Source organism: Morganella sp. Je.2.23, assembly GCF_051129855.1.
Lineage (GTDB): Bacteria > Pseudomonadota > Gammaproteobacteria > Enterobacterales > Enterobacteriaceae > Morganella > Morganella sibonii.
This window is the reverse complement of the sequence record NZ_JBCPSQ010000001.1, coordinates 954787-969350: the sequence shown is the minus strand read 5'-3', so window position 1 is coordinate 969350 and position 14564 is coordinate 954787. Positions and strand designations below refer to the sequence as shown.

Here is a 14564-nt window from a genome sequence, read left to right as displayed (position 1 = left end):
CCTTCCCTCTGAAAAATGAAGTCCGTTCAAAACAACCAGTTTCGTTATAAGTGATATATTTTTTAGTTTTACTAATGCATGTAATAAAACCAGACCCAATGACATTATCAGCACTTTGAGCTGAATAAAAAACATTTAATAATTATGATGCTCTAATATAGCATATATCATGTATTCAATTACACGACGTTTACTAACGTTAAGCTGTTATCGTATAATTTAATTTGCTGTATCTGTTTCTATTTTTTATCTTATAAAACATATATTTCAAAGGGCCTTTACCATGACCAACATCCTAAGTACAGATGGCTACTCAGCCAATTCGTCTGATGGCGAAAATAAAGTAAACAAAAATAAAAAAGTGGGAGACTATGATGAAAACGGAATAGTGTCGGATAAGAGCACGTATTCATCTATTGATAACATCAGCAATCTTGCCAATAAAATCATTGCTGAAGATGAAAACAAATCCGTACTGACAAACACCCGTTCATCACTGAAAAATGCATTTCCGGCAACCGGAAATACGGATACTGCCAATACAGCACGCTCATCTTCACCAGCTGAAGAAATTAAACCTGCTGGTAAAACAGAGACCGATTCAGCTAAAAATGCCGATATCAGTAGTTTCAGTGAATCAGAATCAGCGGTAACTGAACCGGTATTTATTTATGATTCTGTAAAAAGCAACCATGCAAATATTTCAGCTGATTTCGTCCCGGATGCAACAAGCTCCGTCACGCCTGATAATCTGGCTGGTACCACAATACCGGATATGGCCGCTGTCAATACGAATTCAAACGATCCCGTATCCACGACAGAGGTATTATCCGGATCTGAAGTAAATAACAATACTGCTCAGTCAGGTGCTTCAGATGCAACTGTCACACCAGAAAAAACAGAACCTGCATCGACCTCTCTTTCTGATATCATCAATGGTATTAAAAATTTATTATCCGGCCTTGATGGTTCATTCCTTTCCAATTTAAAAGCCCTGCTATCAAATGCGGTTAATATTATTAAACCGGTTAAGGACTTTATTGGTAACATCAGTGAAAAATTAAAAGGTATTCTTGATGGTGGTATCTTTAAACTGCCTGCAAAGATACTGGAGTTCTTTAAGAGTGATTTTAGTAAAATCCTTGAACTCCCTAAAAATATACTGAAATTTATTTCAGATAAACTCAAGCCGGTTCTGGATGGCAGCATTTTAAAACTACCATCAAAAATCATTGAGTTTGTTAAAAGTAACTTTGATAAACTATTTGAATTACCAAAAAAACTGATTTCATCTGTTACTGAAAAAATAAAATCTATTTTTGATGATGGCATTTTTAAATTACCATCAAAAATTATTGAATTTATTAAGTCTATAACGGGTAAGTTCACTGACTCTTCAGATAAGCCTGTTGCATTCGGTATGGCAAAAGCCGCAGCTGAAGAAAGCAGCCCGCTGAAGCTTCCGGCGAAAATTTTAGAATTTATCAAAACCAATTTTGGTAAGTTATTTGAGCTGCCGAAAAAACTGCTTACATCTGTCACCGAAAAAATCAAATCTGTTTTCGATGGCGGTATCTTCAAGTTACCATCAAAAATTATCGAATTTGCAAAAGAAAATTTTGGTAAGTTATTTGAATTACCGAAAAAACTGATCTCATCTGTTATTGAAAAAATCAAGTCTGTTTTTGATGGCGGTATCTTCAAGTTACCATCAAAAATTATCGAATTTGTAAAAGAAAATTTTGGTAAATTATTTGAATTACCAAAAAAATTGATTTCCTCTGTCATTGATAAAATTAAACCTGCTTCCGAAGGCGGCATTGAAAAATCACCATCAAAAATTATCGAATTTATTAAAACAAATTTCGGTAAGTTATTTGAATTACCAAAAAAACTGCTCACATCGGTTACCGAAAAAATTAAATCCATTTTCGATGGCGGCATCTTCAAGTTACCATCAAAAATCATTGAATTTGCTAAAGAAAACTTCGGTAAATTATTTGAATTACCGAAAAAACTGATTTCATCTGTCACCGAAAAAATCAAATCTGTTTTCGATGGCGGTATCTTAAAATTACCAACAAAAATTATTGATATTGTTAAATCTGCATTTGGTAAAGTACTTGAACTGCCGAAGACAATTGTTAAGTTTATCAGTGATATCCCTAAATCAATTGGTTCAATCAGTGACAAAACCTCAGGTTTAATCAGTAAAGTTATTGGTAATATTGAAAATAACATTAAAACCATTGCTGATTCCATGGCAAATACTGCTCACAATATTACCTCTGCACTTCTGAAAGGCACAGTGGGTAATTTTAACGAGTTCGTATCAACCATTGGTGGTTCAATTGATAATGTCATTAAAAGTCTTTTTGGTAATATCGGTACATTCTTCAGCAGCCTTCATGAAACCGTATTTAATGTCATTAAAGGAATGGGTGAAAGTACATCTTTCATCACGACGGGTATTAAAAACTTCTTTGACAACATGACAGAAAGTGCCACAACAAACGTAGGCAAAATTACCAATCTGATCAGTGATATTGTTACTAAAGTAACAACCGGCATTGACAGTATCGTTAATTCAACAAGTAATGGTTTCAGTAAATTTGTCGAAGGGATTAACAGTGTTGTGAATTCGTTTAGTGACGGATTTGGTAAACTGACCGGCGGTATTGATAGCCTGGTCAATACACTGAGTAATGCCTTTACTAAAATTATCACCGGTACACAAAGCGTTATTGATGTTATCAGTAAAGGTGTGAAGACATTTGATGATGTGATGAAAGTTGTCGCCGGTACCATTGAAACAGTCAAAGATATTCCGATTATCGGTACCTCAATCACCTTAATTGACGATGCAATTAAAGGTCTGTTTAAACTCGCTAACCCGATTGAAGGTATCAAAAAAATCATTGATATGGTCAAAGAGTTATTACCTTTAATCAAACCATTCTTACCGGGCGGAAAATCTTCTGCGCCAATGGAAAAAGCAGCGATCGAAGAGAAGCATCATGATAATGAGATGGTTAAATCTTTCGCAGAAAAAGCAGCCTTTGGTGAAACACATGAAGATACCCTGCTCGGCAAGCTGTTAGCGGATAAAGCTGTTCAGGATAAATCAGCAATGTCTGACTTAACTGAAACGACAGCAGATCATGTATCTTCAGCAGATAATGCAATGCCTGATATGTTGTCAGACAGCGATCTGGTCATTGATAATGGTCATATTTCAACTGAATTGTTAGGGCCGGCGGAGCAGGTTGCATTCAGTTCTGTTTCTGCAGAAACTGATGTCACTGAAGTCAGCCACAGCGATCTTATCAACAACCTCTTTAACCAGGATAATCAGCACTTTGCGTTAGTTGCCTGATAACAGATATTGATCGGGGTCTGATTTCTGTACTGAACTGAAATCAGACCTTTTAATACTGTTTCCTGAATTTAAACAGTCTTATCTAATCCCCCTCAGTGGCAACTATGCTGACACTGAGGGGCACAACAGGCCTGATCCGCCACTGAAGAATATCGCTTTCACTGACACAAACCTGAACACTCCGGCTGCCGCTTTCTGCGGATTCAGGCGGAATTGCAATCAACCTGTTTTTTTACGTTATTCCCGGCCCGGTAATTTCTTCCAGGTCACCTCGTTGCGCAGATATACCGGCTCCGCCGATTCAGGGGCAGATGTTTCCCCGCGGTGCAGTGCGTTCAGTGCCGGCGGCAGCATATCCTGTGCATGCGGCAGGGTAATCTCTGTCATCAGCGTCTTAATGGTCAGTGCTTCCTGCATCTGCGGATACGCGGCCCAGCCGGTACCGGCCAGCCCCCACTCCCCGGAAAGTTCAGCGCAGCGGGTGACAAAATCAGCCGGTTTCAGCACTGCTTCCGCCAGTTCCTGCCGGAAAATACCCTGCTCATCCCGGACATAGGCGGCACAGTAGACTTCATCCATACGGGCATCGATGGCGACCAGTACCCGGGAAAGCCCGGAGGTACGGAAAACACCTTCCGCCATGGTTTCCAGTGATGAGACACCGATCATCGGCAGTTCAGCGCCCAGCGCAAGTCCCTGAGCGATCCCGACACCAATCCGTACACCGGTAAAGCTACCCGGCCCCTGACCAAAAGCCAGCGCATCAAGATCACGGAGAGTGAGATTCTGCGCAGCCAGTACCGCCTGCACCATCGGCAGGATACGCTGTGTATGTTCGCGGGGGGTGACGGCGAAATCGGCGGTGATCTCACCATTGTTGTAAAGCGCAACAGAACAGGCTTCTGTTGCCGTATCTAAGGCTAAAATTCGGCTGGACATGCCATAACTCCGGCAAATAAATAAGGTTTATGGTAACAAAAAAATCACCGTAACAGTGACTTTTATTGCAAAACGGATTCAGTTTTAGTCTGCTGTGCGGCGCTGTGACTGCCGGGCTGCCAGGAATTCCGCCGCTTTGGTCAGTGAGCGTGTCCGCGGCGACGGCGGCAGACTTTTCAGGAATATTTCCCCGTAAGGCCGCATAACTATCCGGTTGTCGCAGATCACAATCACGCCGTAATCCTCCGTATCACGGATAAGCCGCCCGACCCCCTGTTTGAGGCTGATCACCGCATCCGGGATCTGAACATCACGGAACGGGTCACCGCCGCGCACCTGACAATCCTCCATCCTGGCTTTCAGCAGCGGATCATCCGGCGCGGTAAACGGCAGTTTATCGATGATAACGCAGGTCAGCGCATCGCCCCGCACATCCACCCCTTCCCAGAAACTGGCGGTTGCCACCAGCAGTGCATTACCGGAGGAGATAAACTCACTGAGCAGTTGCGTTTTGCTGGTTTCCCCCTGCACCAGAACCGGCAGTGTCAGTGACTGACGGAATTCGGCTGCGAGATCACGCATCATCTGATGTGAGGTACATAAAAAGAAACAGCGGCCGCGGTTATGGTTGATCAGCGGCCGCAACTGTTCCGCCAGCTGCTTTGCCGCGCCGTACTGATTCGGGGACGGCAGAAAACGCGGCACACAGAGCAGTGTCTGTTCCTGATAATTAAACGGGCTCGGCAGGATCAGCATTTCGGCATGATCAAGCCCGAGACGGCGGGTAAAATGGTGCAAATCGTCATTCACCGACAATGTAGCCGAGGTGAATACCCACGCCATCTTCTGACTGCTCATCATTTCACGGAATTTGTCTTCCACGGTCAGCGGTGTCAGCGCCAGCAGGAAATGGCGGCCATAGCTTTCAAACCAGTAGCTGTAACCGGGGATGGAAACATCTTTCAGCCGTTTGAGGCGGTTGCGGTACAGGGTCGCCCGTTCGAATGCGGCATCCAGCATCGCGGAGCGGCCGAGAGAGAGTTTCATTACGTCATAACAGAGTTCCAGTGCATCATCGAGCAGCGTGAGTGCCCGCTGAAACTGCGGCTGTGCCAGCAGTTCGCGCAGATTACCGCGAAAACCGGTATCGCCGAGTGCCAGCCGGAAATCCTGCACACTCATGGTCAGGCGGTCGGCACATTTCTGTAACTGCGCCTGGTCACGCAGTTCACTGCGGTAAGCTAATGTGATATCGCGGGTAAGATCAAATAACTGACGGCTGCTGAGCTGCTGACCGAAATACTGACTGGCAATATCCGGGATCTGATGTGCCTCATCGAAAATGATCACATCCGCTTCGGGGATAAGTTCCCCGAAACCGGTATCTTTTACCACGCGATCGGCCATAAACAGATGATGGTTTACCACCACCACATCCGCGTCCAGCGCCTTGCGCCGGGCTTTCAGTACAAAGCACTCTTTATACTGAGGGCAATCGCTGCCGAGGCAGTTATCGTTGGTACTGGTGATCAGCGGCCAGACCGGACTGTCTTCCGGAATATCATGACAGGTGGTGATATCCCCCAGCTCAGTCACACTTGCCCAGCGCCGCGCGGCCACTATTTGCGTGAGTGTTTCCGGCTCCATATTAATATCGCCGAGGGTCTGCTGCTCCAGCCGCTCCAGACAGAGATAGTTTGAACGCCCTTTAAGCAGCGCCACTTTACCGTCATAGTCCAGTGCCTGAACAATTGTGGGGAGATCGCGGTTATAGAGCTGATCCTGCAACGCCTTGGAACCGGTGGAGATAATCGTTTTCTTTCCGGCACGCAATGCAGGCACCAGATAGGCGAAGGTTTTGCCGGTCCCGGTTCCGGCTTCCGCCACCAGTTGCCCCTGCGTTTCAATTATCCGGCTGATCGCTGCCGACATCGTCACCTGGGCTTCCCTCGGCTGAAAACCGGGAATGACACGGGCTAAGCGGCCGTTTTTTGCAAAATCGTCTGACACGCGCGTTCTCTTCTGACAAAATAGGCGGTAATTATGCCAAGGCTTGAGCAATAGCACCACCTTGCCGTGTAAGAAACTGGATATATTTACAGGAGAGAGAATGACAATTCAGCGAATTGATCCGGAAGACCGCTGGTCTGAAGCGGTAGTACACAACAACACCGTTTATTACACCAGTGTTCCGGAAGATCTGAGCGGCGATATTACTGCCCAGACCACCAGTGCCCTGCACGCAATTGATAAAATTCTGGCCCGCGCCGGTTCGGATAAAAGCAAAATCCTCGATGCGACCATTTTCCTCGCAGATAAAGCGGATTTTGCCGGTATGAATACCGCCTGGGATGCATGGGTCGCGAAAGGCAGTGCACCGGTTCGCTGCACCGTGGAAGCGGCACTGATGCACCCGGATTATAAAGTCGAAATTAAAGTTATAGCGGCAGTCTGAGTGCTGAGAAAGCAGAGACCCCTGTTAATTCAGTGTATCTGCTGATGACGGGCAAAAACGAAAAGTCGCTGTAAACACATCCCTGTGCGCTCAGGCGCGTCATCCATGACGCGCATGCTTTTCGTTTCCTTTGCCCGTCATTGCAGGTTTCCCCGGACATCCGGTATCTCTGCTTTTTACTGATAGGGGGTTATTTCAGCCCCGGAGCCTTCCACATCGATGTCGTCAGGCCGGAATCCACCAGCGTAAGCTGATCCGCATACACCTTCTGCCAGTTCTGTTTGGCTTTATCATAAACCTCACGGTGCGCCGGATTTGGCTGATACTCATGCTGCCACTGCACCAGACGCTCACCTGCCGTCACCATATCATCATATAACCCGACACCCGCTCCGGCGGCGATCGCACATCCCAGTGCTGTGGCTTCTTTCACCACCGGCACCCGCACCGGTACACCGGTAACATCCGCCAGGATCTGACTCCACAATTTGCCTTTCGAACCGCCGCCCGCGAATACCAGTGAATCCGCTTTCACGCCGCTGAATTTGGCAATCAGATCGAGGTTCAGGGAGGAAACGATCGCGGCGTTCTCCTCAAGTGCACGGAACAGCGAAGCCTTATTACTCTTTTCCGCATCAATCGAGAGGTTAATAAAGGAAGGCGCGGCGTGATACCAGGATTTAAAGCGCATCACATCGGAAAAAATCGGCATAATACCGTGTGAACCGGCGGGAACACGGGCCGCCATATCTTCCAGTAAGGAGTAAGTGTCCACACCGAGGCGTTCGGCAATAATTTTTTCTTCCGCGCAGAACGCATCACGGAACCAGCGCATAGTCAGACCGGTAAAGAAACTGATGGATTCTGCCTGCACCATCCCCGGGATAACATGCGGGTTGATACGGGTATTCATATCCGGATCGGTAACCGGTGCGGGCAGGTTTACCACCTGCTGCCAGAACGTGCCGCCGAGTACTGCCGTCTGTCCGGCTCTGACCACGCCCAGCCCGAGGCAGCCCAGCTGAACATCTCCGCCGCCCATCACCACCGGCGTGCCTTCCGCCAGACCGGATTCTCTGGCGGCGTTCGCCGTGATATAGCCCAGCACTGTACCTGTTTCTTTGACCGGTGAAAGAATATCCGCACGCAGTCCGGCCATTTCCAGCAGCCCCGGCCGCCAGTCGCGGGTTTTCAGATCAAGCATCCCGGTTGTGCCGGCATTGGAGGGGTCAACGGCCAGCTCGCCGGTCAGTTTGCAGGCCAGCCAGTCGCTGATCATGGTGAGCGTGCCCGCCTGCCGGTAGATATCCGGCCGGTGATGTGCCAGCCACAGCAAACGCGGCATCGCGCCCAGCGCTAAGGTCTGGCCTGAGCACTGGTAAACATCATATTCAAAAGTGTTATCGTACAGTTCTTTTAATTCACTGACTTCATGGCTTGAGCGCGCATCCACGTTGGCACAGGCCCAGATCGGTTCGCCGTTGCGGTCATACAGCACAATCCCCTCACGCATCGAGCAGGCTGCCACACCGGCGATCGCGGAGGCGGGTAATCCGGCATTTTTCAGTGCCAGCGCAATACAATGGCACGCCAGCTGCCAGTTCACCGGCAGATCAAACTCCATCGAACCCGGCACATCCGGCAGCTCGTTATGCCGCCACTCCGCCTGCCCGACCGCTATCTGGTTACCGTGAAGATCAAAAATAACGGCCCTGATACTGCCTGTTCCCGCATCCAGCGCCATCAGGTATTTTTCTGATGAGCCGCTGCCCGTAATCTGATTCATGTCGCCATCCTCACAAATTAAATTGGACCGATACCGTTACACCATGAAATACAGCGTGATTTTTCGTCTGCGGGGCAGTCAGTGCATAAGGTTAATAATGCATCAGGTTAATAATGTCAGCATTACCCGCGCCGTCTGCTCGTCCGTTACCAGGGAATTGATATACCCCCCCAGCAGTGCCGCCACAATCACCTCGGCTTTTTCCTCACCGCCCGCCACCCCGACCACTGTCGGAATGTTTTTCAGCTCTGCGGGTGTGATACCGATAAGTTCGCGGTGCATCTCAACCTCTTCTGTCAGTTCCCCTTCGCGGCCGATAAAGTAGCCGAGAATATCCCCGACCGCTCCCCGCCGTGCCAGCATCAGCTGTTCACCACTGCTGATATAGCCGGAGCGCATAATGGTGGCATCCTGTTTCTGATTCACCGCACCCAGGCCGACCACCGCGATATCCGCCGCACTGGCCGCCATCAGCACATCCTGCACGCTGCGTTCCTGCCGGAATGTCGCGGCTACCGCGGCATTCGATGCCCGCAGCGGTGCCGGGATAATGCTGACCGGACAATTGGCATCCAGCTGGCCGATGCCGGTCATATACTGTCCGACACCGCCGGAGAGTGTCACCAGACGGATCTGCTGCGAAGAGACAAACCCGCTCAGATGCTGCAATGTCGCCATTGCCGCTTCCCCGAACCCGACAGCCAGCAACTGGCCGGGCGAAAGCTGTGACATCAGCAGATGTGCACCGGCCACGCCGAGACGGGTATGGATCTCCGGGCCGTTCAGCGCCGGAAGAATGCGAATTTGTTTTAACGAAAATCTTTTTTTCAGGATATCTTCAAGTTCAAGGCAGCCTTCAAACCGGGAATTTATCTGTACCCGGATGACGCCGGACTGACGTCCTTTTTCGAGCAAACGCGAAACTTTCAGCCGTGTCAGACCGAGCAGATCCCCGATATCTCCCTGTGTGAGACCATCGTGGTAATAAAACCAGGCAATACGGGCCAATAACTCTTCTTCATTCATACTAAGTCCTGAGGCGTCATAGTCCATCGAAGAAACGGAGCTTACCGGGGCTGCTTTCGTGTTTTTTGAAACTGTTGTCATGTGAACTTTTGTTTTCCGTTTTTACAGATAAGCACCTTTTACAGAAATCTGCCAGAGGTGCGGGCCAAAATTTTGAACAAATTCTAACGCAGATCTGATTTTTTCACAAAATATGGCCGAAATATTGTCTTATTTGATTTTTATGGCTTACATTTATGAACAAATGTGTTTATAAATTATAAATGTTCATTTTTGATGTTTTCTTCATCACATAACATCCGGCAGCAATACCCATAACACCAGAGGTGCCGTTATGTCAGAGAAGCAACACCCGATTCAGCCGCTGCTCACCGCCCGCGGCATAGCCAAACAGTTCTCCGGTGTGGTTGTCCTTAAACACATCGATTTCACACTGTTGCCGGGACAGGTTCACGCATTGCTGGGCGGCAACGGCGCGGGAAAATCCACGCTGATGAAAATTATTGCAGGAATTGAACAGCCTGATGCCGGCACCCTGATGCTGGAAGGTCAGGAGGTATCGCACCTGACACCGGCGAAAGCTCATCAGCTCGGACTGTATCTGGTGCCGCAGGAGCCGCTGCTGTTCCCGAATCTGTCAGTACAGGAAAATATTTTGTTCCGCCTGCCGAAACATCAGGCGGGCAAAGCCAAATTACAGCAGATGCTGACATCACTGCGCTGCAATTTTGATCTCAGTGCCCGGGCGGGCAGCCTGAATGTGGCGGATCAGCAACTGGTGGAGATCATGCGCGGCCTGATGCGTGACTCCCGCATCCTTATTCTCGATGAACCGACTGCGTCCCTGACCCCCGCCGAAACCGAACGCCTGTTTGATCGGGTGCGGGAATTACAGCAACAGGGTGTCGGGATTGTCTTTATCTCTCATAAATTGCCGGAAATCCATGCGATTGCGGATTATCTCAGCGTGATGCGCGACGGTAATATCGCTCTGGCCGGTCCGGCAAAACAATTTTCCACGGATGAAATTATCCAGGCGATCACGCCGGAAGCGAAGAAAAAGCCGCTGTCAGAGACACAGAAGCTCTGGCTGGATCTGTCTGCCACCCGTAATAATCCGCAGGATGATACGCCGGTGCTGGACGTCCGCAATGCCTGCGGCGAAGGATTCCGTCATATCAGTTTTGTTGTCAACCCGGGGGAAGTGGTCGGACTGGCCGGCGTCGTCGGCGCCGGCCGGACCGAACTCGCTGAAACATTATACGGGCTGCGCCCGCTGATCGCCGGTGAGGTTTTCCTCAACGGTGAAAATCTGCGCGGTGTCAGCAGTGAAAAACGCCTCATCCGGGGGCTGGTCTGTTTACCTGAAGACCGTCAGGCCTCCGGACTTTTCCTCGACGCCCCGCTCACCTGGAATATCGGTGCGCTGGTACACAACCACCAGGGACTGCTGGTAAACCGCTCGCGTGATGATGCATTGCTCGAACGTTACCGCCGCGCGCTCAATATTAAATTCAGTGACGGACAACAAATCGTGCGTACGCTGTCCGGCGGTAATCAGCAAAAGATTCTGATTGCCAAATGTCTGGAAGCCAATCCGTCACTGCTGATTATTGATGAACCGACGCGCGGGGTCGATGTCGGCGCCCGTAATGATATTTATCAGCTGATACAAAGCATCGCACAGCAAAATGTGGCGGTTTTACTGATTTCCTCTGACCTCGATGAAGTGGTGGCGCTGGCTGACCGCGTACTGGTCATGCATCAGGGCGAGTTCTCCGGGGAATTGCAGCACGACGAGCTGGATACCGACACCATTATGCATATGGCGTTCGGTGAACACCGCCCGCAAAAAGAAACAGAAAGCAGCCCGTTACAGGAGGCCGCATCATGCTGAAATATATTCAGAATAACCGTGAAGTCACCGCACTGCTGGCTATCCTCTGTCTGTTTGTGCTGCTCGGCGGTATGGAAACCCGCTACTTCAGCCTGCAAACCGTCACCATGATTTTCGGCAGTGCCCAGATCCAGATGCTGCTGGCTATCGGTGCCACACTGGTGATGCTGACCCGTAATATCGACGTATCTGTCGGTTCCACCACCGGGTTATGTGCGGTGATTGTCGGGATCTCACTGAATGCCGGACTGCCCCTCACTGTGGCGATCCTGCTGACCGTTGCCGCCGGGCTGCTGGCCGGGTTGTTCAACGGTATCCTGGTCACCTGGCTGCGGATCCCCGCCATTGTTGCCACCCTTGGTACTCTCGGTCTGTATCGCGGCATTATGCTGCTACTCACCGGCGGTAAATGGATTGAAGGTTTACCCGCAGAACTGAAAGATCTGTCAAAACCGGTCTTCCTCGGGCTGTCACCGATTGGCTGGTTTATTATTCTGCTGATTATTCTGATGACCCTGTTCCTGTCCCGTACCACTGCCGGACGCGGTTTCTATGCCACCGGCGATAACTTGCAGGGTGCACGCCAGTTGGGTGTTCCGGTTGACCGTACCCGCATCATTGCCTTCTCGGTAAACGGTATGATGGCGGCGCTCGCGGGAATTGTGTTCGCCTCACAAATCGGCTTTATTCCGAATCAGACCGGTAACGGCCTGGAAATGAAAGCCATCGCCGCCTGTGTGCTGGGCGGGATCAGCCTGCTCGGCGGAACCGGAACGATTGCGGGTGCCATCCTCGGTGCTTACTTTATGACTCAAATCGACAGCGTGCTGGTGCTGCTTAAACTGCCGGCCTGGTGGAATGACTTTATCGCCGGATTTGTATTACTCGCTGTTCTGGTCTTTGACGGTCGTCTGCGTGTGGCACTGGAGAAAAACCTCCGCGCCCAGCGCTATGCACGGTTCCTTAATCCTTCCGCGCAGCAGGAGGCGAAAAAATGAGTATCACCAAACGTTACGGCTGGGAAATTGCCCTCGCGCTGCTGATAGTTCTGGAAATCCTGTTATTCGGTATGGGTAACCCGCGTCTGCTGGATGTCAATGTACTGCTGTTCAGTACCAGTGACTTTATCTGTATCGGCCTGGTCGCACTGCCGCTGACGCTGGTAATTGTCAGCGGCGGTATGGATATCTCCTTCGGCTCCACCATCGGGCTGACGGCCATTGTGCTCGGCATACTCAATCAGGCGGGTGTGCCGATGATTGCCGCGATCCCGCTGACGCTGCTGACCGGCGCATTGTGCGGTCTGATTAACGCGCTGCTGATCCTGTTTACCGGTGTTAACCCGCTGGTGATTACACTCGGCACCATGTATCTGTTCGGCGGCTGCGCCCTGCTGCTCTCCGGGTTATCCGGCGCGACCGGTTTTGAAGGCATCGGCGGCTTCCCGATGGCCTTTACCGATTTTGCCAACCTCGACTTGTTTGGTATTCCGCTGCCGCTGATTATTTTTGCCCTGTGTGTGCTGGTGTTCTGGTTTTATCTGCACCGCACCCATCCGGGCCGCAATGTCTTTTTAATCGGACAGAACGCCCGTGTCGCCCGTTACAGTGCTTTCCCGGTGACACGCACTATTTGTCTGCTGTATGCGATGGTCGGCGTCTCCGCTGCACTCGCGTCCGTCATTTTAGTGTCCTATTTCGGCTCTGCCCGTGCGGATCTCGGTGCGTCCTTCCTGATGCCTGCGATCACCGCTGTTGTTCTGGGTGGTGCCAATATTTACGGCGGTTCCGGCTCTGTATTAGGCACCGCGCTGGCTGTTTTGCTGATCGGCTTTTTACAGCAGGGATTGCAGATGATCGGCGTACCGAATCAGGTCTCCAGTGCACTTTCGGGTGCGCTGCTTATTGTTGCCGTTGTTGGTCGTTCCGTTTCTTTACACCGACATCACATCCTTGGCTGGTGGGCGCGTAAACGCAACAGGCAATTCGTATCAGAGTAAAACACGTTTGTTATCACAGATTTGACGAAATGGAGAAAACCATGAAACCCATCATGAAAAAACTGGCGCTCGCCACTGCATTAAGTCTCGCATGTGTTTCCTGGGCGAATGCAGCAGAAAAAGTCGCCTTTATTCCTAAACTTGTCGGTGTCGGCTTCTTTACCAGCGGCGGCCAGGGTGCTGTGGAAGCCGGGAAAAAACTCGGTATCGATGTCACCTATGACGGCCCGACCGAGCCGAGTGTGTCCGGTCAGGTACAGCTGATCAACAACTTTGTTAACCGCGGTTATGACGCGATTATTGTCTCCGCTGTCTCGCCGGACGGATTATGCCCGTCCCTGAAGCGAGCTATGCAGCGCGGCGTGAAAGTGCTGACCTGGGATTCCGATACCAACCCGGAGTGCCGTTCCATTTATATTGACCAGGGCACACCAAAACAGCTCGGCAGCATTCTGGTGGATATGGCCGCGGATCAGGTGAAAAAAGAGAAAGCCAAAGTGGCCTTCTTCTATTCCAGCCCGACGGTGACAGACCAGAACCAGTGGGTCAAAGAAGCAAAAGCGAAAATCGAAGCTGAGCATCCGGGCTGGGAAGTGGTTACCACTCAATACGGTTATAACGATGCCACCAAATCCTTACAGACAGCAGAAGGTATTCTCAATGCCTGGAGTGATCTGGATGTGATTATCGCACCGGACGCCAACGCTCTGCCGGCGGCGGCACAGGCCAAAGAGAACCTGAAGCGCAATGATGTGGCGGTTGTCGGGTTCAGTACCCCGAACGTGATGCGTCCGTATGTGGAACGCGGCACAGTTAACCAGTTCGCGTTATGGGATGTGGTCAAACAAGGCGAAATTTCTGTCGCCGTGGCTGATGCACTGATGAAAAAAGGCGAACTGAATGTCGGCGATAAGATCACCGTCGACGGTGTGGGTGAAGTCGAAGTCTCCCCGAACAGTGTTCAGGGTTATGACTACGAAGCAAAAGGTAACGGGATTGTGGTACTGCCTGAGCGCGTTATCTTCACCAAAGAAAATATTAACAACTATGATTTCTGATGTAGTTGCTGATTTAACCAGTGGC

At 50.0% G+C, this 14564-nt stretch carries 10 protein-coding genes; 6 read left to right on the top strand and 4 right to left on the bottom strand.

Annotated features, from left to right (window positions below; translation table 11 throughout):
• Positions 1–283 precede the first annotated feature (283 nt).
• Positions 284–3376: a phage tail protein gene (locus AAZR23_RS04645; RefSeq protein WP_434690831.1), complete on the top strand. Its 3093-nt coding sequence runs from the start codon at positions 284–286 to the stop codon at positions 3374–3376.
• A 240-nt stretch (positions 3377–3616) separates the two neighbouring features.
• Here AAZR23_RS04645 and tsaB read toward each other — a convergent pair whose 3' ends face one another.
• Positions 3617–4318, bottom strand: coding sequence for a tRNA (adenosine(37)-N6)-threonylcarbamoyltransferase complex dimerization subunit type 1 TsaB (tsaB, locus tag AAZR23_RS04640; RefSeq protein WP_218428239.1), 702 nt, complete (start codon positions 4316–4318; stop codon positions 3617–3619).
• An 84-nt stretch (positions 4319–4402) separates the two neighbouring features.
• Positions 4403–6328, bottom strand: a complete 1926-nt coding sequence (locus tag AAZR23_RS04635; RefSeq protein WP_112549695.1) for an ATP-dependent DNA helicase — start codon at positions 6326–6328, stop codon at positions 4403–4405.
• A gap of 100 nt (positions 6329–6428) precedes the next feature.
• Here AAZR23_RS04635 and AAZR23_RS04630 point away from each other — a divergent pair, with 100 nt between their 5' ends.
• Positions 6429–6773, top strand: coding sequence for a RidA family protein (locus AAZR23_RS04630; RefSeq protein WP_004237501.1), 345 nt, complete (start codon positions 6429–6431; stop codon positions 6771–6773).
• A 190-nt stretch (positions 6774–6963) separates the two neighbouring features.
• Here the strand turns inward: AAZR23_RS04630 and lsrK are convergent, their stop codons facing one another.
• Both lsrK and lsrR read right to left on the bottom strand, forming a co-directional pair.
• Entirely contained in the window at positions 6964–8559 is a 1596-nt protein-coding gene (gene lsrK / locus AAZR23_RS04625; RefSeq protein WP_182107907.1) for an autoinducer-2 kinase, read from the bottom strand.
• A 102-nt stretch (positions 8560–8661) separates the two neighbouring features.
• Entirely contained in the window at positions 8662–9612 is a 951-nt protein-coding gene (lsrR, locus tag AAZR23_RS04620) for a transcriptional regulator LsrR (RefSeq protein ID WP_046892655.1), read from the bottom strand.
• 307 nt (positions 9613–9919) lie between these two features.
• Between lsrR and lsrA the strand changes: the two genes are divergently transcribed.
• The 4 genes from lsrA to lsrB are packed head-to-tail and all read left to right on the top strand — an operon-like array spanning position 9920 to position 14539.
• Positions 9920–11482, top strand: coding sequence for an autoinducer 2 ABC transporter ATP-binding protein LsrA (gene lsrA, locus AAZR23_RS04615; RefSeq protein ID WP_434690825.1), 1563 nt, complete (start codon positions 9920–9922; stop codon positions 11480–11482).
• Positions 11476–12480, top strand: a complete 1005-nt coding sequence (gene lsrC, locus AAZR23_RS04610; RefSeq protein ID WP_046892191.1) for an autoinducer 2 ABC transporter permease LsrC — start codon at positions 11476–11478, stop codon at positions 12478–12480. Before lsrA ends, lsrC begins: the two co-directional genes overlap by 7 nt.
• The gene (lsrD, locus tag AAZR23_RS04605; protein WP_046892192.1) at positions 12477–13481 is read left to right on the top strand and encodes an autoinducer 2 ABC transporter permease LsrD; all 1005 of its coding nucleotides are present in this window, start codon (positions 12477–12479) and stop codon (positions 13479–13481) included. The genes lsrC and lsrD overlap by 4 nt, the downstream gene beginning before the upstream one ends.
• A 41-nt stretch (positions 13482–13522) precedes the next feature.
• Positions 13523–14539 carry an autoinducer 2 ABC transporter substrate-binding protein LsrB gene (gene lsrB, locus AAZR23_RS04600; RefSeq protein WP_107679167.1) on the top strand — a complete coding sequence of 339 codons (1017 nt, stop codon included), beginning with the start codon at positions 13523–13525 and terminating at the stop codon, positions 14537–14539.
• The last annotated feature ends 25 nt before the right edge of the window (positions 14540–14564 follow it).

Excerpts from the sequence above, each read along its gene's own strand:
- lsrR (WP_046892655.1), bottom strand. The coding sequence starts at position 9,612 with ATGGACTATGACGCCTCAGGACTTAGTATGAATGAAGAAGAGTTATTG.
- lsrB (WP_107679167.1), top strand. The coding sequence starts at position 13,523 with ATGAAACCCATCATGAAAAAACTGGCGCTCGCCACTGCATTAAGTCTC.
- lsrD (WP_046892192.1), top strand. The coding sequence starts at position 12,477 with ATGAGTATCACCAAACGTTACGGCTGGGAAATTGCCCTCGCGCTGCTG.
- AAZR23_RS04645 (WP_434690831.1), top strand. The coding sequence starts at position 284 with ATGACCAACATCCTAAGTACAGATGGCTACTCAGCCAATTCGTCTGAT.
- lsrA (WP_434690825.1), top strand. The coding sequence starts at position 9,920 with ATGTCAGAGAAGCAACACCCGATTCAGCCGCTGCTCACCGCCCGCGGC.
- tsaB (WP_218428239.1), bottom strand. The coding sequence starts at position 4,318 with ATGTCCAGCCGAATTTTAGCCTTAGATACGGCAACAGAAGCCTGTTCT.
- lsrC (WP_046892191.1), top strand. The coding sequence starts at position 11,476 with ATGCTGAAATATATTCAGAATAACCGTGAAGTCACCGCACTGCTGGCT.
- AAZR23_RS04630 (WP_004237501.1), top strand. The coding sequence starts at position 6,429 with ATGACAATTCAGCGAATTGATCCGGAAGACCGCTGGTCTGAAGCGGTA.
- lsrK (WP_182107907.1), bottom strand. The coding sequence starts at position 8,559 with ATGAATCAGATTACGGGCAGCGGCTCATCAGAAAAATACCTGATGGCG.